The sequence below is a fragment of the Halorhodospira sp. 9622 genome, from assembly GCF_022228025.1.
Classification (GTDB): Bacteria; Pseudomonadota; Gammaproteobacteria; order Nitrococcales; family Halorhodospiraceae; genus Halorhodospira; species Halorhodospira halophila_A.
The window spans coordinates 83,051-96,481 of record NZ_JAJNRE010000005.1; the positions used below are offsets into that span (position 1 = coordinate 83,051).

The 13,431-nt window shown below is 67.7% G+C and carries 10 protein-coding genes; 4 read left to right on the forward strand and 6 right to left on the reverse strand.

Annotated elements, in window-relative coordinates; all coding sequences use genetic code 11:
- The first annotated feature begins 73 nt into the window (after positions 1-73).
- The 3 genes from LRG07_RS04375 to LRG07_RS04385 all read left to right on the forward strand — a co-directional run bounded on the left by LRG07_RS04375 (position 74) and on the right by LRG07_RS04385 (position 3,298).
- Entirely contained in the window at positions 74-2,365 is a 2,292-nt protein-coding gene (locus LRG07_RS04375) for a sodium:solute symporter (protein ID WP_201242927.1), read from the forward strand.
- Positions 2,366-2,465: 100 nt separating this feature from the next.
- Positions 2,466-2,702 carry a hypothetical protein gene (locus LRG07_RS04380; protein ID WP_201171817.1) on the forward strand — a complete coding sequence of 79 codons (237 nt, stop codon included), beginning with the start codon at positions 2,466-2,468 and terminating at the stop codon, positions 2,700-2,702.
- Complete coding sequence (locus tag LRG07_RS04385) at positions 2,699-3,298, forward strand: tetratricopeptide repeat protein (protein WP_201171814.1); 600 nt, start codon at positions 2,699-2,701, stop codon at positions 3,296-3,298. Before LRG07_RS04380 ends, LRG07_RS04385 begins: the two co-directional genes overlap by 4 nt.
- Positions 3,299-3,436: 138 nt before the next feature.
- On the opposite strand, the gene LRG07_RS04390 is transcribed toward LRG07_RS04385, so the two are convergent.
- The 5 genes from LRG07_RS04390 to LRG07_RS04410 form a co-directional block, all read right to left on the reverse strand.
- On the reverse strand, positions 3,437-3,631 hold the full coding sequence (locus LRG07_RS04390; protein WP_201171804.1) for a hypothetical protein: 195 nt from the start codon (positions 3,629-3,631) through the stop codon (positions 3,437-3,439).
- Between the two features lie 84 nt (positions 3,632-3,715).
- Positions 3,716-5,653 (reverse strand): acetate--CoA ligase, encoded by a 1,938-nt coding sequence (gene acs / locus LRG07_RS04395; protein ID WP_238641869.1) that lies wholly within the window; start codon positions 5,651-5,653, stop codon positions 3,716-3,718.
- Between the two features lie 159 nt (positions 5,654-5,812).
- Positions 5,813-7,177: a sigma-54 dependent transcriptional regulator gene (locus LRG07_RS04400; RefSeq protein WP_201171802.1), complete on the reverse strand. Its 1,365-nt coding sequence runs from the start codon at positions 7,175-7,177 to the stop codon at positions 5,813-5,815.
- A gap of 6 nt (positions 7,178-7,183) precedes the next feature.
- A complete protein-coding gene (locus LRG07_RS04405) occupies positions 7,184-10,141 on the reverse strand; it encodes a sensor histidine kinase (protein ID WP_201242923.1) in 2,958 nt (985 codons plus the stop codon).
- Complete coding sequence (locus LRG07_RS04410) at positions 10,131-10,322, reverse strand: hypothetical protein (protein ID WP_201171796.1); 192 nt, start codon at positions 10,320-10,322, stop codon at positions 10,131-10,133. Before LRG07_RS04410 ends, LRG07_RS04405 begins: the two co-directional genes overlap by 11 nt.
- Before the next feature lie 164 nt (positions 10,323-10,486).
- Between LRG07_RS04410 and LRG07_RS04415 the strand changes: the two genes are divergently transcribed.
- Positions 10,487-12,559 (forward strand): TonB-dependent siderophore receptor, encoded by a 2,073-nt coding sequence (locus tag LRG07_RS04415; protein ID WP_238641870.1) that lies wholly within the window; start codon positions 10,487-10,489, stop codon positions 12,557-12,559.
- Here LRG07_RS04415 and gluQRS read toward each other — a convergent pair.
- Entirely contained in the window at positions 12,542-13,429 is an 888-nt protein-coding gene (gene gluQRS, locus LRG07_RS04420; RefSeq protein WP_238641871.1) for a tRNA glutamyl-Q(34) synthetase GluQRS, read from the reverse strand. The genes LRG07_RS04415 and gluQRS overlap by 18 nt on opposite strands.
- Positions 13,430-13,431 lie beyond the last annotated feature (2 nt).

The following is a 13,431-nucleotide window of genomic DNA, read 5'->3' on the forward strand; positions in this document are numbered from 1 at the left end:
CGCTAGGTGCCTGCCACCCCCTGTGGGGGGTGCAACACCTCATAACTCCAGAAATGTGAGGGGGAGACGCGTAATGTCAGCTATGGCCATATGGCTGTTGGTGTTTGTAGGCCTGTACTGGGGCTACTGCATCTTTTGGGGTATCAAGGGATACCTCTGGTCGCGCACAGCCAGCGACTACTTCGTGGCCGGGCGTTCCGTCAGTATGTGGGTCTTCATACTGGCGGCGACGGCCACGTCCTTCTCGGGGTGGACGTTCGTGGGCCACCCGGGCCTGATCTATGAGGACGGCCTGCAGTACGCCTACGCCTCGTTCTACTCCATCTGCATCCCGTTCACCGGCATGCTGTTCCTCAAGCGCCAATGGATGATCGGCAAGCGCTGGGGCTACGTCACGCCGGGCGAGATGTTCGCGGACTACTTCCGGACGGACTCGATCCGCATCCTGATCCTCATCGTGGCGCTGATCTTCGCGGTGCCGTACCTGGGGATCCAGCTGCGCGCTTCGGGCTTCCTGTTCCACGTGCTCACCGACGGATGGATGGGCGTCGAGATCGGCATGTGGTTGCTGTCCGCGGTGGTGCTCTTCTACGTGGCCTCGGGCGGTCTGCGTGCCGTGGCGTACGTGGATGCGGCGCAGGCCGTGCTGCTCATAGTCGGTATCTTCGTCATTGGTATCGTGGCGCTCTACTACATCGGCGGCTGGAACAACTTCACGCACGTGATTGCCGGCCTCGTCGAGTGGGAGACGGCCACGGGCGGTGCCGGGGAGGTCTCGCCGGGCATGATCCCGGGTGATTCCGGTGCCAGCGGCTACGTCGCCATCCCGGGTGCCATCCAGTGGGTCGGTGCCGCGGCCAGTGCCCAGGGCGGCGTCTGGACCGGCGTGATGAACATCACCTACATGCTGGCGCTGGGCGGCATCATGGCTTCGCCCTCGTTCACCATGTGGGCGTTCTCCAACCAGAACCCGCGGCCGTTCGCGCCGCAGCAGACCTGGATGTCCCCGCTGGGCGTCGGTGCCCTGATGTTCACGTTCCTGGCGATCCAGGCAATGGCCACCCACGGCCTGGGCGGCAACACCGAGTTCGCCAAGGACATCTTCTCCGAGCAGTACGGCGAGGAGCTGGCCGAGTACCAGTCGCTGTTTGAGGTCTCCGAGGAGCACCAGGGCCTGGTCGACGAGGTGCGCCAGCGCCTCGATGCCGGTGAGTCCCTGGACGGCATGAACCTCAGCCCGCTGGTGCCCACGGCGGTCATGCAGCGCGGCATGATCCAGGCCGAGCACCCCGAGCTGAACCGCCAGGAGGTCGAGCAGGTCATTGCGGCCGGGCTGGCGGCGCTGTCCATTGGTGAGGATCCGCGCAACATGGATCCGGACTGGCTGGCAGCCCTGCCGGGGGATCTCGAGCGGGCCTGGCTGGATCTGTCCCTGGATCGGGGCGGTGACAGCGAGCTGGTGCCCCAGCTGCTGAATATGCTGGAGGCGGCAGCGCCCTGGTTGGCGGCCCTGCTGGCGGTCTGTGCCCTGGCGGCCATGCAGTCCACCGGTGCGGCGTACATGTCCACCACCAGTGGCATGTTCACCCGTGACCTGCTGCGTCGCTACATCATGCCGAATGCCAGCAACCAGACCCAGGTCGTGGCGGGGCGGATCTTCGTCACCATCTTGGTGCTTGCAGCATTGACCGTGGCAACGGTGACCACCGACGCCCTGGTGCTGCTCGGCGGTCTGGCCACCGCGATGGGTACGCAGATGTGGGTGCCCCTGGCAGCCATCTGCTTCTTCCCCTGGCTCACCCGTCCGGGTGTCGTCTGGGGCCTGAGCGTGGGCATCATCGCCGTGCTGATGACCGAGAACATCGGCATCGATCTGCTGGCGGCGATGGGCGTCGACGTGCCCTGGGGTCGTTGGCCGCTGACCATCCACTCGGCTGGGTGGGGCCTGGTGCTCAACGCCCTGGTGGCCGTGATCGTCTCGGCAATGACGCAGAACAACAAGGAAGACTACGATCACCGCATGACGGTGCACGCCTTCCTGCGTGAGCATGCGTCGCTGCCGGCCGAGAAGCGTCACCTGATCCCGATCGCCTTCACCATCGTCATCGGCTGGTGGATCTTCGCCTTCGGTCCGGGCGCCCTGCTGGGCAACTGGGTCTTCGGCGATCCGACCAACCCCGATACCTGGTGGTTCTTCGGCCTGCCGTCCATCTGGGTCTGGCAGCTGCTGTGGTGGGTGATCGGTATCTACATGATGTGGTTCACCTGCTACAAGTGTGAGATGAGCACCGTGCCCGAGAAGGAAATCGAGGTCCTCTTCGACGAGGATCAGGGCAAGGCCCGCTACGACGTCAGCCGTCCGTAACGGGTCGGTGATCATCGGATCACTTTGACCGGGAAGCGTAGGGGGCCATTTCGGTCCCCTACGCCCCTTCCTTCCAGAAGGCTTCATTCGAGCGAGCGATATGGATCCGACGCTTCAATTCCTGTTCTGGGTCGTTTTGCTGGTCGTCCTGCTCTTCTATCCCGTCAGTCAGTGGATCTGGGTGTTGAGCGTCCGGCGGCTGCAGCGGAGACTGGATCGGGAGTTGTCCGAAGAGGAGCTGGCGGGGCAGAAACGGCGGGCCCGCGTGCTGACCGCCATCATCCTGCCGGTGTTTTCTTTCTTCCTGAATTCCGCAACGTTGGGTGTGTTGCAATGATCAAGATTACCGAGCGGGGGTACCGGACCTGGGTGGTGATCGCCATCGTGGCGGCGCTCCTGCCGCTGGGCTATGCCCTGTACCAGGGCGTGGCACCGGATCGGGGCCCGGGCGATGTGAAGACCATAGCCGGCGACCGTGCCTTCCAGGATCGGCGTTACGAGCGCGCCCTGGAAGAGTATTCCCGGGCGCTGGAGGAGGCGCCGCAGCACCGTTACGCCCACCTGGGCAAGGCGACCACGCTGCTCGAGCTCGGCGAGTTCGAGCGCGCTATCGACCTCTACGATCGGTTCATCGAGTGGATCGACCCGGAATTCGCCGGCGCCTACGCGAATCGGGGCATTGCCTATGACCGGCTTGGCGAGCACGAAAAGGCGCTGGCCGATTACCGCAAAGCGGCGGAGCTGGACGAGGCCGTGGACGACGGCCCGGGGTGGTTGACCCGGTTCTTCCACATGGGTCCGGACGGACAGCCGAGCATTTCCGAGCGGGCTGACTATATCGAGGAACAACTGGCGCTGCCGGAGTCGGAGCGCAAGCTTTCCGATCCGGAGAAGGACAGCCAGCAGCGGGCCTATACGCAGCGGCCCGACTAGCGCATCAGAAGAGAGGGGATGGTGCGGCGTCTGCCGTGCCGTGCCCGATCCTGCCGGGTGGGATGTCCGTCCCGCCTTTCTCTCTACCCGACCCAACCCCACCAAGGCCCGCCTCAACGGGCCGTGCCGTGGCGTGGTTCAGGCCGCGTCCAGCGGCGCCACGCCGAGGATCGGCAGCCCGAGGATATCGACGAAGAGAAAGCGCATCGCGAAGATCAGGGCGATGCAGCCGAAGAGCAGGTGCACAGTGGGGTGATCGCCGTCCGGGTCCTTGTAGGTCAGCCCGTGCCAGGCGATGGCGAGGGTTACGAGAAAGTAGATCCAGGGTGACATGGGTCTCTAGGGCTTGGTGTTCTAGGGTCCGGGTTCAGGAACAGCAGGACGGGGCCGGTTGCCCGGCCCCGTCCGTCTCCCGCCTTACTGGTTGGCCCGATCCTCGATCAGGGTATCCACCACGGTCGGGTCGGCCAGGGTGCTGGTGTCACCCAGGCTGTCGAGTTCGTTCGCGGCGACCTTGCGCAGGATGCGGCGCATGATCTTGCCGGAACGGGTCTTCGGCAGCCCCGGCGCGAACTGGATGATGTCCGGCTTGGCGATGGGGCCGATCTCCTGGATGCAGAGCTTGACCAGCTCCTGTTTGAGCTCCTCGCTCGGCTCCTCGTCGGCCATGAGGGTGACGTAGGCGTAGATGCCCTGACCCTTGACGTCGTGGGGGTAGCCCACCACGGCGGCCTCGCTCACCTTCTCGTGGAGCACCAGGGCGCTCTCGACCTCGGCCGTACCCATCCGGTGGCCGGAGACGTTGATCACGTCGTCGACCCGGCCGGTGATCCAGTAGTAGCCGTCTTCGTCACGGCGGGCACCGTCGCCGGTGAAGTACTTGCCCGGATACGCGGCGAGATAGGTGTTGATGAACCGCTCGTGGTCGCCGTAGATGGTGCGCATCATGCTCGGCCAGGCGCGGTTGATCACCAGGTTGCCGTTGGTCGCGCCCTCGAGCACGTTGCCCTTGTCGTCGACCAGCTGGGGCTCCACGCCGAAGAAGGGCAGGGTGGCGGAGCCGGGCTTGAGGTCCATGGCGCCGGGCAACGGCGCGATCAGGATCGAGCCGGTCTCGGTCTGCCACCAGGTGTCGACGATGGGGCAGCGGTCCTCGCCGATGGTGTGGTAGTACCACTCCCAGGCCTCGGGGTTGATCGGCTCACCGACGGTGCCGAGGATGCGCAGGCTCTTGCGCGAGGTCTTCTTCACGTGGTCGTCGCCCTGGCCCATCAGCGCGCGGATGGCGGTCGGGGCGGTGTAGAAGATGGAGACCTCGTGCTTGTCCACCACCTGCCAGAAGCGACCGGCATCGGGGTAGGTGGGCACGCCCTCGAACATCAGGGTTTTCGCGCCGTTGGCCAGGGGGCCGTAGACGATGTAGGAGTGGCCGGTCACCCAGCCGACGTCGGCAGTGCACCAGTACACCTCGCCATCCTGGTAGTCGAAGATGTACTTGTGGGTCATCGCCGTGCCAAGCAGGTACCCAGCGGTGCTGTGCTGCACCCCCTTCGGTTTGCCGGTGGAGCCGGAGGTGTAGAGGATGAACAGCGGATCCTCCGCGTCCACGTGCTCCGGCGGGCAGTCCGGAGAGGCCTCGGCGCAGGCTTCGTGGTACCAGACGTCGCGCCCGTCGTTCCAGGCGATATCACCGCCTGTGCGACGGACCACGAAGACCGTCTTGACGTTGGGGCAGCCCTCCAGGGCCTTGTCGGTGTTGGCCTTGAGCGGGATCTTGCGGCCACCACGCACACCCTCGTCCGAGGTGATGACGACCTCGGCATCGGCGTCCTGGATCCGATCGCGCAGGGCCTCGGGCGAGAAGCCGCCGAAGACCACCGAGTGTACGGCGCCGATGCGCGCGCAGGCGAGCATGGCGACCGCCGCCTCGGGAACCATGGGCAGGTAGATGCAGACGCGGTCGCCCTTCTTGACGCCGCGGGCCTTCAGGGCGTTGGAGAAGCGGCCAACCCGCTCGTACAGGTCGCGATAGGTGATGTGCTCATCCTGGTCCGGCTCGTCGCCTTCCCAGATGATGGCGGTCTGATCCCCCCGGGTCTCCAGGTGACGATCCACGCAGTTATAGGCCACGTTCAGGGTCCCGCCCTCGAAGAAGCGGATGTCGCCCTTGGCCAGATCCCAGTGACAGGTGGTGCCCCACTTGCTGAACCAGTCCAGGAACTTATCCGCCTGCTCCGACCAGAACCCTTCGGGATCCTGGATCGAGCGGTTGTACATCTCCTGGTACTGCTCGAAGTTCAGATGGGCGTCCCGCTGGATCGCCTCGGGGACAGGGTACACCTTGGTCTCCGACATCGTTCTCTCCTCCCGGATTTCTGGTCGGTCAAGCTGGCCGTCTCCTGGCGACGACCCGGCCGTAAGTGCCCGCGCTCTGGTCACGCGGGGAGGATAGCAGAGCAAAGTGTTACGAGGTTGCACGCCTTCCGGTCCACAGGTGTGTCGAAAGGTAACACGTCACGCCCGGTTGCTACCCGGCCGTGGGATCCCGTGGCGCTGTCGTTTCTCCCACAGCGCCTTGCGGCTGATGCCGAGCCCTCGGGCCAGGGCGGTCTCGGTCATGTGATCCTGGTGTGTCAGGACATACTGGCGGAAGTAGTCCTCCAGGGACAGGTCCTGGCGTGGGCCAGTCTCGGCCGTGGCGCCGGATTCGGACCCGGCTGCCGCGCTTTCGGCCGCGGGCAGGCCGAGCATATCCGGGCTGATGGTGTTGCCTTCGCTGAGGATCACCGCCCGCTCGATGGTGTTCTCCATCTCGCGCACGTTGCCCGGCCAGGAGTATGCGCCCATGGCGTCGATGGCTGCCTGCGAGAGCTCCAGAGGGGCGCGGTTGAGCCGCTGGCAGGTCTTCTCCAGCAGGAAGCGGGCGAGTTCGGGGATGTCCGGGGCGCGTTCGCGCACCGGGGGCAGGCGGATCTCCATCACGTTGATCCGGAAGAATAGATCCTCGCGGAACTCGCCGGCGCCGGCCAGGCTCTTGAGGTCGCGGTGGGTGGCGGCCACCAGGCGGATGTTCACCCGCCGGGCCTGTGTCGAGCCGATGCGCCGGATCTCCCCCTCCTGGAGGACCCGCAGCAGTCGTCCCTGGGCCTGCTGGGGCAATTCGCCGATCTCATCCAGGAACAGCGTGCCGCCGTCGGCGGATTCCACTAGCCCCGCACGGGCGCCGACGGCGCCAGTGAAGGCGCCCCGCTCATGGCCGAAGAGCTCTGCTTCGATCAGTCCGTCGGGGATCGCCGCGCAGTTCACCGCCACCAGAGGCCCCTCGTGGCGCTCGCTCTGCTCGTGCAGCGCCCGGGCCACCAGCTCCTTGCCGGTGCCCGATTCGCCCAGGATCAGCACCGAGGTATCGGTGGGGGCGACCTTGCGGATGCGCTCGAAGACCGCCCGCATCGCCTCGCAGTTGCCGACGATGCCGGTGACCGGGTAATCGCGCTCGACGTGGGCCTTGAGGGCGGCGTTCTGGCGCTGTAGCCGGCCTTCCTTGAGGGTGCGCTCGACGAGCAGCAGCAGCTCGTCGTGGTCGAAGGGTTTGGCAATATAGTCCGCTGCGCCCTGGCGCATGGCTTCCACCGCCGACTGCACGCTGGCGTAACTGGTCATGATGATCACCGGGGCCGTGGTGCGCTCGATGGCCTCGGTGCCGGGCTCGCCGGGCAGGCGCATGTCGGCGAGGATCAGGTCGAAGGCGTCCAGGTTCCAGCGCTCCTGGGCCTGTTCGAGAGAGTCGGCCTGGTGGACACTGTACCCGTGACGGCTCAGCAGCCGCTCCAGGGCCTTGCGGATGACCGATTCGTCCTCGATGAGCAGCAGGTCGGCCATTTGGGGTTATTCCTCCTTGGTCGCGGCGTGCTCGGCCGGCGGCGCGGCATCGAGCACCGGCAGCGTGATCCACGCCGTGGTGCCGCCGCTGTCGGCGGTGATCGAGAACTCGCCTCCCTGTTCACTGACGATGTTGTAGACCAGCGGCAAGCCGAGGCCGGTGCCCTGACCCACGGCTTTGGTGGTATAAAACGGCTCGATCACCTTATCAAGCAGTTCGGCCGGGATCCCCGGGCCGTTGTCCACCACGCGGATCTGCACGCGGTCGCCGTACCGGCGCGCCGAGATTGCGATCCGCCCGCCAGGGCCGCAGGCGTCGGCCGTATTCGAGAAGAGGTTGACGAAGACCTGGGCCAGCCGCTGGCGGTCGCCGCGGACCTGGAGTTCGGCCCAGAGCTGGTTGTCGATCTCCAGGTCCTGGCCGCGCTTGCTCAGCTGGACCAGCCGGCGCGCCTCTTCGACAACTTCGCTCAGCGGCACGGGGTCCGGTGTTCGCTCGTCGGCGCAGCCGGCGTGGGCGTAGCCGATCAGCGTCTGCACGATGTTGTTGATCCGGCGTGTCTGTTCGAGGATTTCGTCGACGCTCTCGCGCAGGATCTCGGGGTCGGACTCGCCGCGCAGGTTCTGTGCCAGGGAGTCGATGCCGGTCACCGGGTTGCCGATCTCGTGTGCCACGCCCGCGGCCAGTCGGCCGATGGAGGCCAGCCGCTCGCTGTGGGCCAGCTCCCGCTCGAGGCGGCGGATGTGGGTGATGTCCTCGATGATCATCAGGGTGTCTCCGGTCCGCCCGCGGCCGGATTCGCGGATGCACGTCTTGTGCAGCGACAGCCAGCGCTGCTCACCGCCGGATTGCGGGATCTGCTCCTGGTGCTGTGGTTGCTCGATGGTCAGGAACCGGTCCAGGAGGTAATCCCACGGTGCCTGCAGGTCGCAGATCCTTGAGCCCAGCGCGGTGTTCGCCGGGATGCCGGACAGGCCCTGCATCGCCGTGTTCCAGCGCACCACGCGGCCGTGGGTGGTGACCGCTACGACCCCCAGAGGCAGGTCCTCAAGGATCTGGCGGTGGTAGCGGCGCAGTCGGTCGAGTTCCGCGGCGAGGCCGCGGAATCGGTTACGTGAGGACTCCAGACGCTCCTCGATCTGGCGGATGTTGTGTGTCAGCGCCGTGCGGGCCGTCCGGTCGAGCTGGAGCCGCTTGTCGACGATCATCCGCGCGAGCATCGGCCCCATCATTCCGGAGAGGTTGCGCTCGACCTGATCGCGCAGGGCGCGCAGGCGGTCGGGCCGGTTTTCGCTCCATTGCAGCCCCAGGTCGTGCAGCGCCTGGGAGACCTCCTGGCGTGCCGCTTCCTCGCCGGTGACCGGTGCTAGCTGGACCACGAACTGCGAGGGCGAGGCCGCCTGCAGGGTGCCGGGTGCGACCGCTGCCGTCTGGTCGCGGCAGACCTCGGCGGCCTGTCGCTCCGCCGAGCGCTGCGGCGTGAACAGTGAGACGCCCACGAAGAGCAGGCCGTTGAGGGCCAGGGACCAGAAGGTGGCGATGCCGTAGAGCTCAGTGGCGCTCTCGCGGGCCTGGGGGAAGCCGAGCAGGAAGAACGGCTCGGTACCGGCCAGTGCCGGCAGCAGCACGGTGTCTAGCCAGATCAGCGCACCGCCAAGCAGGCCGGCCACGAAGCCGTAGACCGTGGCTCGCTGCCAGTAGAGGACGCCGATGATCCCAGGCAGGAACTGCGCCATGGCCAGGAACGACATCAGCCCCCACTCGACCAGCGCTTCGGTGCGGTCGAGCAACTCGTAGAAGGTGAACCCGAAGACGATGAGCAGGGTAATCAGGAACCGCCGGGTCCAGCGGAGGGTGGCGTACAGGTCGGGCTCCTGATGCGGTAGCGACTTGATCAGCGGCATGACCAGGTGGTTCAGGGTCATCGACGACAGGGCCAGGGTCGAGACGACGATCATCGCCGTCGCTGCCGAGATGCCCCCCAGGTACACCAGCAGGGTCAGCGGCTCGGAGCCGGATAGGGCGGCCAGGCCGAGTACGTAGTAATCGGGGGCCGTGCCGGCATCCAGCGCGGTGCCGGACCAGAGGATCGGCGGCACCGCCAGCGCCAGCAGCAGCAGCATGAGCGGGAAGGCCCAGCTGGCGCGGGTCAGGCTGCGCGGCGACAGGTTCTCGGTAAAGAGGATGTGGAACTGGCGTGGCAGCAGGAAGGCGGCCGCGAAGGTCAGGGTGAGCAGGCTCAGCCACGGCCCCTCCAGCGCCGGCTGATAGAAGTCGTCCGTCTGCTGTGGCTGCTCGCGCAGCCATGCCGACAGGCCCGCCGGGCCGTCGAAGGCGAGGTCGACGGCCACCCAGGCGACCATCAGTAGGGCGCCGAGCTTGACCAGGCTCTCCAGGCCGATGGCGACCACCAGCCCGGTGTGCTTCACCCGCGGAGTGACGTGGCGGGCGCCGAAGATGATCGCGAAGACCGTCACGATCAGACAGAAGGCCAGCGCCAGGGGGCGCGGGTCGTGGCCCCCGCCGGTGAGCACCAGGGTCGACTCGGCCACGGCACGGATCTGCAGGGCGATGTAGGGCAGGATGCCGGCGAGCATGATGGCGGTGACCAGGACGCCAGCGAACTGGCTGGAGAAGCGGAAGGCGAAGACGTCGGCCACGGAGGTTAGCTGCTGGTTGCTGGTCAGGCGCAGCAGGGGGGCGAGCAGCACCGGCGTCAGGAGGAAGGCGGCGGTGACCCCGAGGTAGATGGTGGCGAAGATCAGGCCGTGCTCGTCGGCGAAGCCCACCGAGCCGTAGTAGCTCCACGTGGTGGCGTAGACACCCAGGGCGAGGACGTAGAAGACCGGGTGACGGACCACCGCCCGCGGGAACCAGCGTCGGTCTACCGCGAAGGCGATGACGAACAGCAGCCCCAGGTAGGCGACCCCCACCAGGAACAGGGTCAGCAGGTCAAAGGTCACGCCCGCTCCCCCGTTCGATCAGCCAGCCGCCCAAGGCGATGACCACTGCCCAGCCCAGGTATGGCACGTACCAGGGCGGCTGGGCCTGCATCCACCAGTCGGTGAACGGCGTGGCCAGCAGGAAGAGCACCAGCAGGAACAGCGCCACGCTTCCGGCAGCGGGTCCGGGTCCATTGCGCAACAGGAATCTCCTCCAGGCGGCGCCGGTTCGGGGCGCTCTCGTTATGTTACGGAAAGTAGCACGGCGGCCGCAGCGTGGCCAGTTTCCGAAGCCGCCGTCAGTTTGTTCCGACGCCCCGGGGTCCCGTATCCTCGCCCCCAGTCGACCGCACCAAAGGGATGTTGATGCGCGCGCTACCGTCCATAAGCCTGGGTGCACTGGTGCTCGGCGGCCCCCTGGCCGCGGGGTGGGCCGTTGCTGCGGAAGGCGCCCTGCCACCTGTCACCGTCCTCTCCGAGCCCGCTGTGGGCAGCGACATCCCTGGGGGCGAGGGCGCCCGTGCGACGGACCGGGCCGGCTTCAGCCGCACGGAGTTGGATGAGTCCACCCTCGCGACCCGCCGCCCCGATCGCCTGGAAGGGCTGGCCGGCGGGGTGCCCGGAGGGCATGCCGGGCGCGAGGAAGGCGGCCTGGGCACCGCCTGGACCCTGCGCGGCTTCACCGTCACTACCCCGCAGTGGAACGGTCTGACGGATATCGATCGGCTCTTCGTCCGCGACCCCTACACGATTGAGCGTGTCGAGATCGTCCCCGGCCCCGATGCGATCCTCCAGGGGGTCGGCTCACCCGGTGGCGCCATCCGTTACCACGGCAAGCGACCGGAACACACGCCGGCCCATGAGGTGGGCGTGGAGGTGGGCCATCCGGACCACCGGCGCGTGGTGGCTGACAGCACCGGGCCGATCGGCGACGACCTCGCCTACCGCCTGACACTGGCCGGCCAGGATGGCGAGCGCCGTCCCGCCGCGCAGCCGACCGAGCGGCTCCATGTACTCGGTGGCCTCGCCTGGCGCTACCACGCCGACGGCGAGCTGCGCCTCGAGCACGAATTCCAGCGCAATCGTCGGCCCTACGACATGGGCACCGTCTGGCTGGAGGACGGCCCGGTCTACGACACCCCGCTGCACAGCCCGGAGCAGGAGAGCGACCGGCGCTATCAGCGCAGTGCGCTCTACTGGGACCACCAGCTCGCCGAGGGCCTGGGCGTCTCGCTCAGCGCCGCGTACTCCGAGGTGGACCGGGAGGAGTTGATCCTGGGGTTCTACTCCTTTGGCCTGTTGCCGGCGCCGGAGCCGGTGGCCGGCTACGCGGCCCGGATCGATGATCAATACACCCAGGAGGATCTTCGGCTGCAGGTCGATTTCGAGCGGCGCACCCACTGGGGACGGTGGCAGGCGGTCGCCGGCGCGGATGCGCACCGACAGGAGATCGACTTCCAGCGCGACCAGCTGCGTTATTGGGATGACGAGGGCGACTGGTGGCAGCAGTTCAGCGTTGATCCCCGGGATCCCGACTTCTCCGGGATCCGCCTCGGCAACCTGGCCCTGGAGCGCCAGGAGGGCCCGGAGGAGGTCGATCGGTACGGGGCCTACCTGGCCAATCGCATCGAGCTTGGCGAGCGCTGGGCCTTCACCGCCGGGGTGCGCCACAACGAGTACGAGGTGCGCGAGGGCGATGAGGACGATCCCCAGCTGGCGGTGGTGGCCGAGGACCGTGGGGTCACTTGGCAGGCCGGGGCGGAGCTGGATGTGACCCCGCGAAGCCGCGTCTACGTGCACGCCGGGACCGGCCTGCGCCCCAATGAGGGCGAGGATCGTCACGGCGATTTTCTCCCCTCGCGGGAGAGCGCGATCACCGAACTCGGCTGGCGTCATGCGCCGACCGACCGCCAGCAACTGGCCGTGGCCGCCTACCACCTGCGCGAGGAGAACCTGCCGCAGGAGGATGAGGCGTATCCGGATGAGGACTACTTCCGCGCGGTCGGCGAGGTGGAGGTGGAAGGGGTCGAGGCGCGCTACCGGCTGCAGACCGAAGTCTGGCAGGTGGTGCCCAACGTAACCATCCAGCGCAGCCGCAGCTACGATGAGGAAGAGCCGCAGCAGCGCGGCAACCACCTGGAGGGCGTACCCCGCCACCTGGCGGGCCTGGAGCTGCGCCACGATCTGGGCGCGTACACCGCCCTGCCGCTCAGCCTCTGGTATTGCGGCGAGTACGTGGGTGGCTGGTACCTGGATGATGCCAACGAGTACCGCACCGACGCCTACACCGTGCACAGCCTCGGCGGCACCCTCGAATGGTCCCGGGGCGCCCGGCTCGACCTGCGCGTCAACAACGCCACCGACGAGCGCTACCTGGCGGCCCCACGGGTGCAGGGCGAGCGCCGCGAGGTGCGGGTGGCGCTAAGCCAGCGGTTCTGATCCGGCGCGCGCCGCCAGGGTCCAGGCCAGCACCTCCCCGGGGGCGGCCCGGCGCAGCCGCTCCGGGGCTGCATAGCCGAGCAGACCCAGCGCCTCGACCAGGTTCGCCGCGGCCCGGTCCTCGCTCAGCGGCGGCGCCCGGTTCTGCTTGGAGAGCTTCTGGCCGTGCTCGTTGAACGCCAGCGGCAGGTGGTGGTAGATCGGGGTGGGCAGCCCGAGCAGGCGCTGGAGGTGGATCTGTGGCGGTGTGCAGACCAGCAGGTCCTGACCGCGGATGACGTGGCTGTAACCGAAGGCGGCATCGTCCACCGCGCAGGCGAGGTGGTAGGCGAAGAAGCCGTCGGCGCGGCGGATGACGAAATCGCCCACCTCTGCCTCCAGATCGGTAGTGATGCAGCCGGCGGCGCCATCGCTGAAACGGATCCGCGCGCTGTCGGTGCGCACCCGCACTGCGCGCTCGTCGCGGCCGGCGGGCAGCCCGTCGCGGCAGGTGCCCGGGTAGACCGCCCCGATGGCCCCGTGGCGGCGGGCGGCGGCCTGGATCTCGCGGCGTGAGCAGGCGCACGGGTAGGCCAGGCCGGCGCCGCGCAGGCGCTCCAGCGCGGCCTGGTACGCCGCACCGCGCCGGCTCTGGTAGACCACCTCGCCGTCCCAGCCCAGCCCGTGTGCCTCCAGGATCCGCAGGATGGCATCGGCGGCCCCGGGCTCCTCGCGCGGCGGGTCGAGGTCGTCGATGCGCACATGCCACGTCCCGCCGTGGTGGCGGGCCTCGATCCAGCTGCCCAGCGCCGCCACCAGCGAGCCGAAGTGCAGCGGCCCGGTGGGCGAGGGGGCGAAGCGGGTTGAGAACGGTGCGCCGGGCCCGCTCATGC

Bases quoted from the DNA above. Each gene is read 5' to 3' on its own strand.
- acs (WP_238641869.1), bottom strand. From the start codon at position 5,653: ATGTCGGAGACCAAGGTGTACCCTGTCCCCGAGGCGATCCAGCGGGAC.
- LRG07_RS04385 (WP_201171814.1), top strand. From the start codon at position 2,699: ATGATCAAGATTACCGAGCGGGGGTACCGGACCTGGGTGGTGATCGCC.
- LRG07_RS04375 (WP_201242927.1), top strand. From the start codon at position 74: ATGTCAGCTATGGCCATATGGCTGTTGGTGTTTGTAGGCCTGTACTGG.
- LRG07_RS04390 (WP_201171804.1), bottom strand. From the start codon at position 3,631: ATGTCACCCTGGATCTACTTTCTCGTAACCCTCGCCATCGCCTGGCAC.
- LRG07_RS04380 (WP_201171817.1), top strand. From the start codon at position 2,466: ATGGATCCGACGCTTCAATTCCTGTTCTGGGTCGTTTTGCTGGTCGTC.
- LRG07_RS04400 (WP_201171802.1), bottom strand. From the start codon at position 7,177: ATGGCCGACCTGCTGCTCATCGAGGACGAATCGGTCATCCGCAAGGCC.
- LRG07_RS04415 (WP_238641870.1), top strand. From the start codon at position 10,487: ATGCGCGCGCTACCGTCCATAAGCCTGGGTGCACTGGTGCTCGGCGGC.
- gluQRS (WP_238641871.1), bottom strand. From the start codon at position 13,429: ATGAGCGGGCCCGGCGCACCGTTCTCAACCCGCTTCGCCCCCTCGCCC.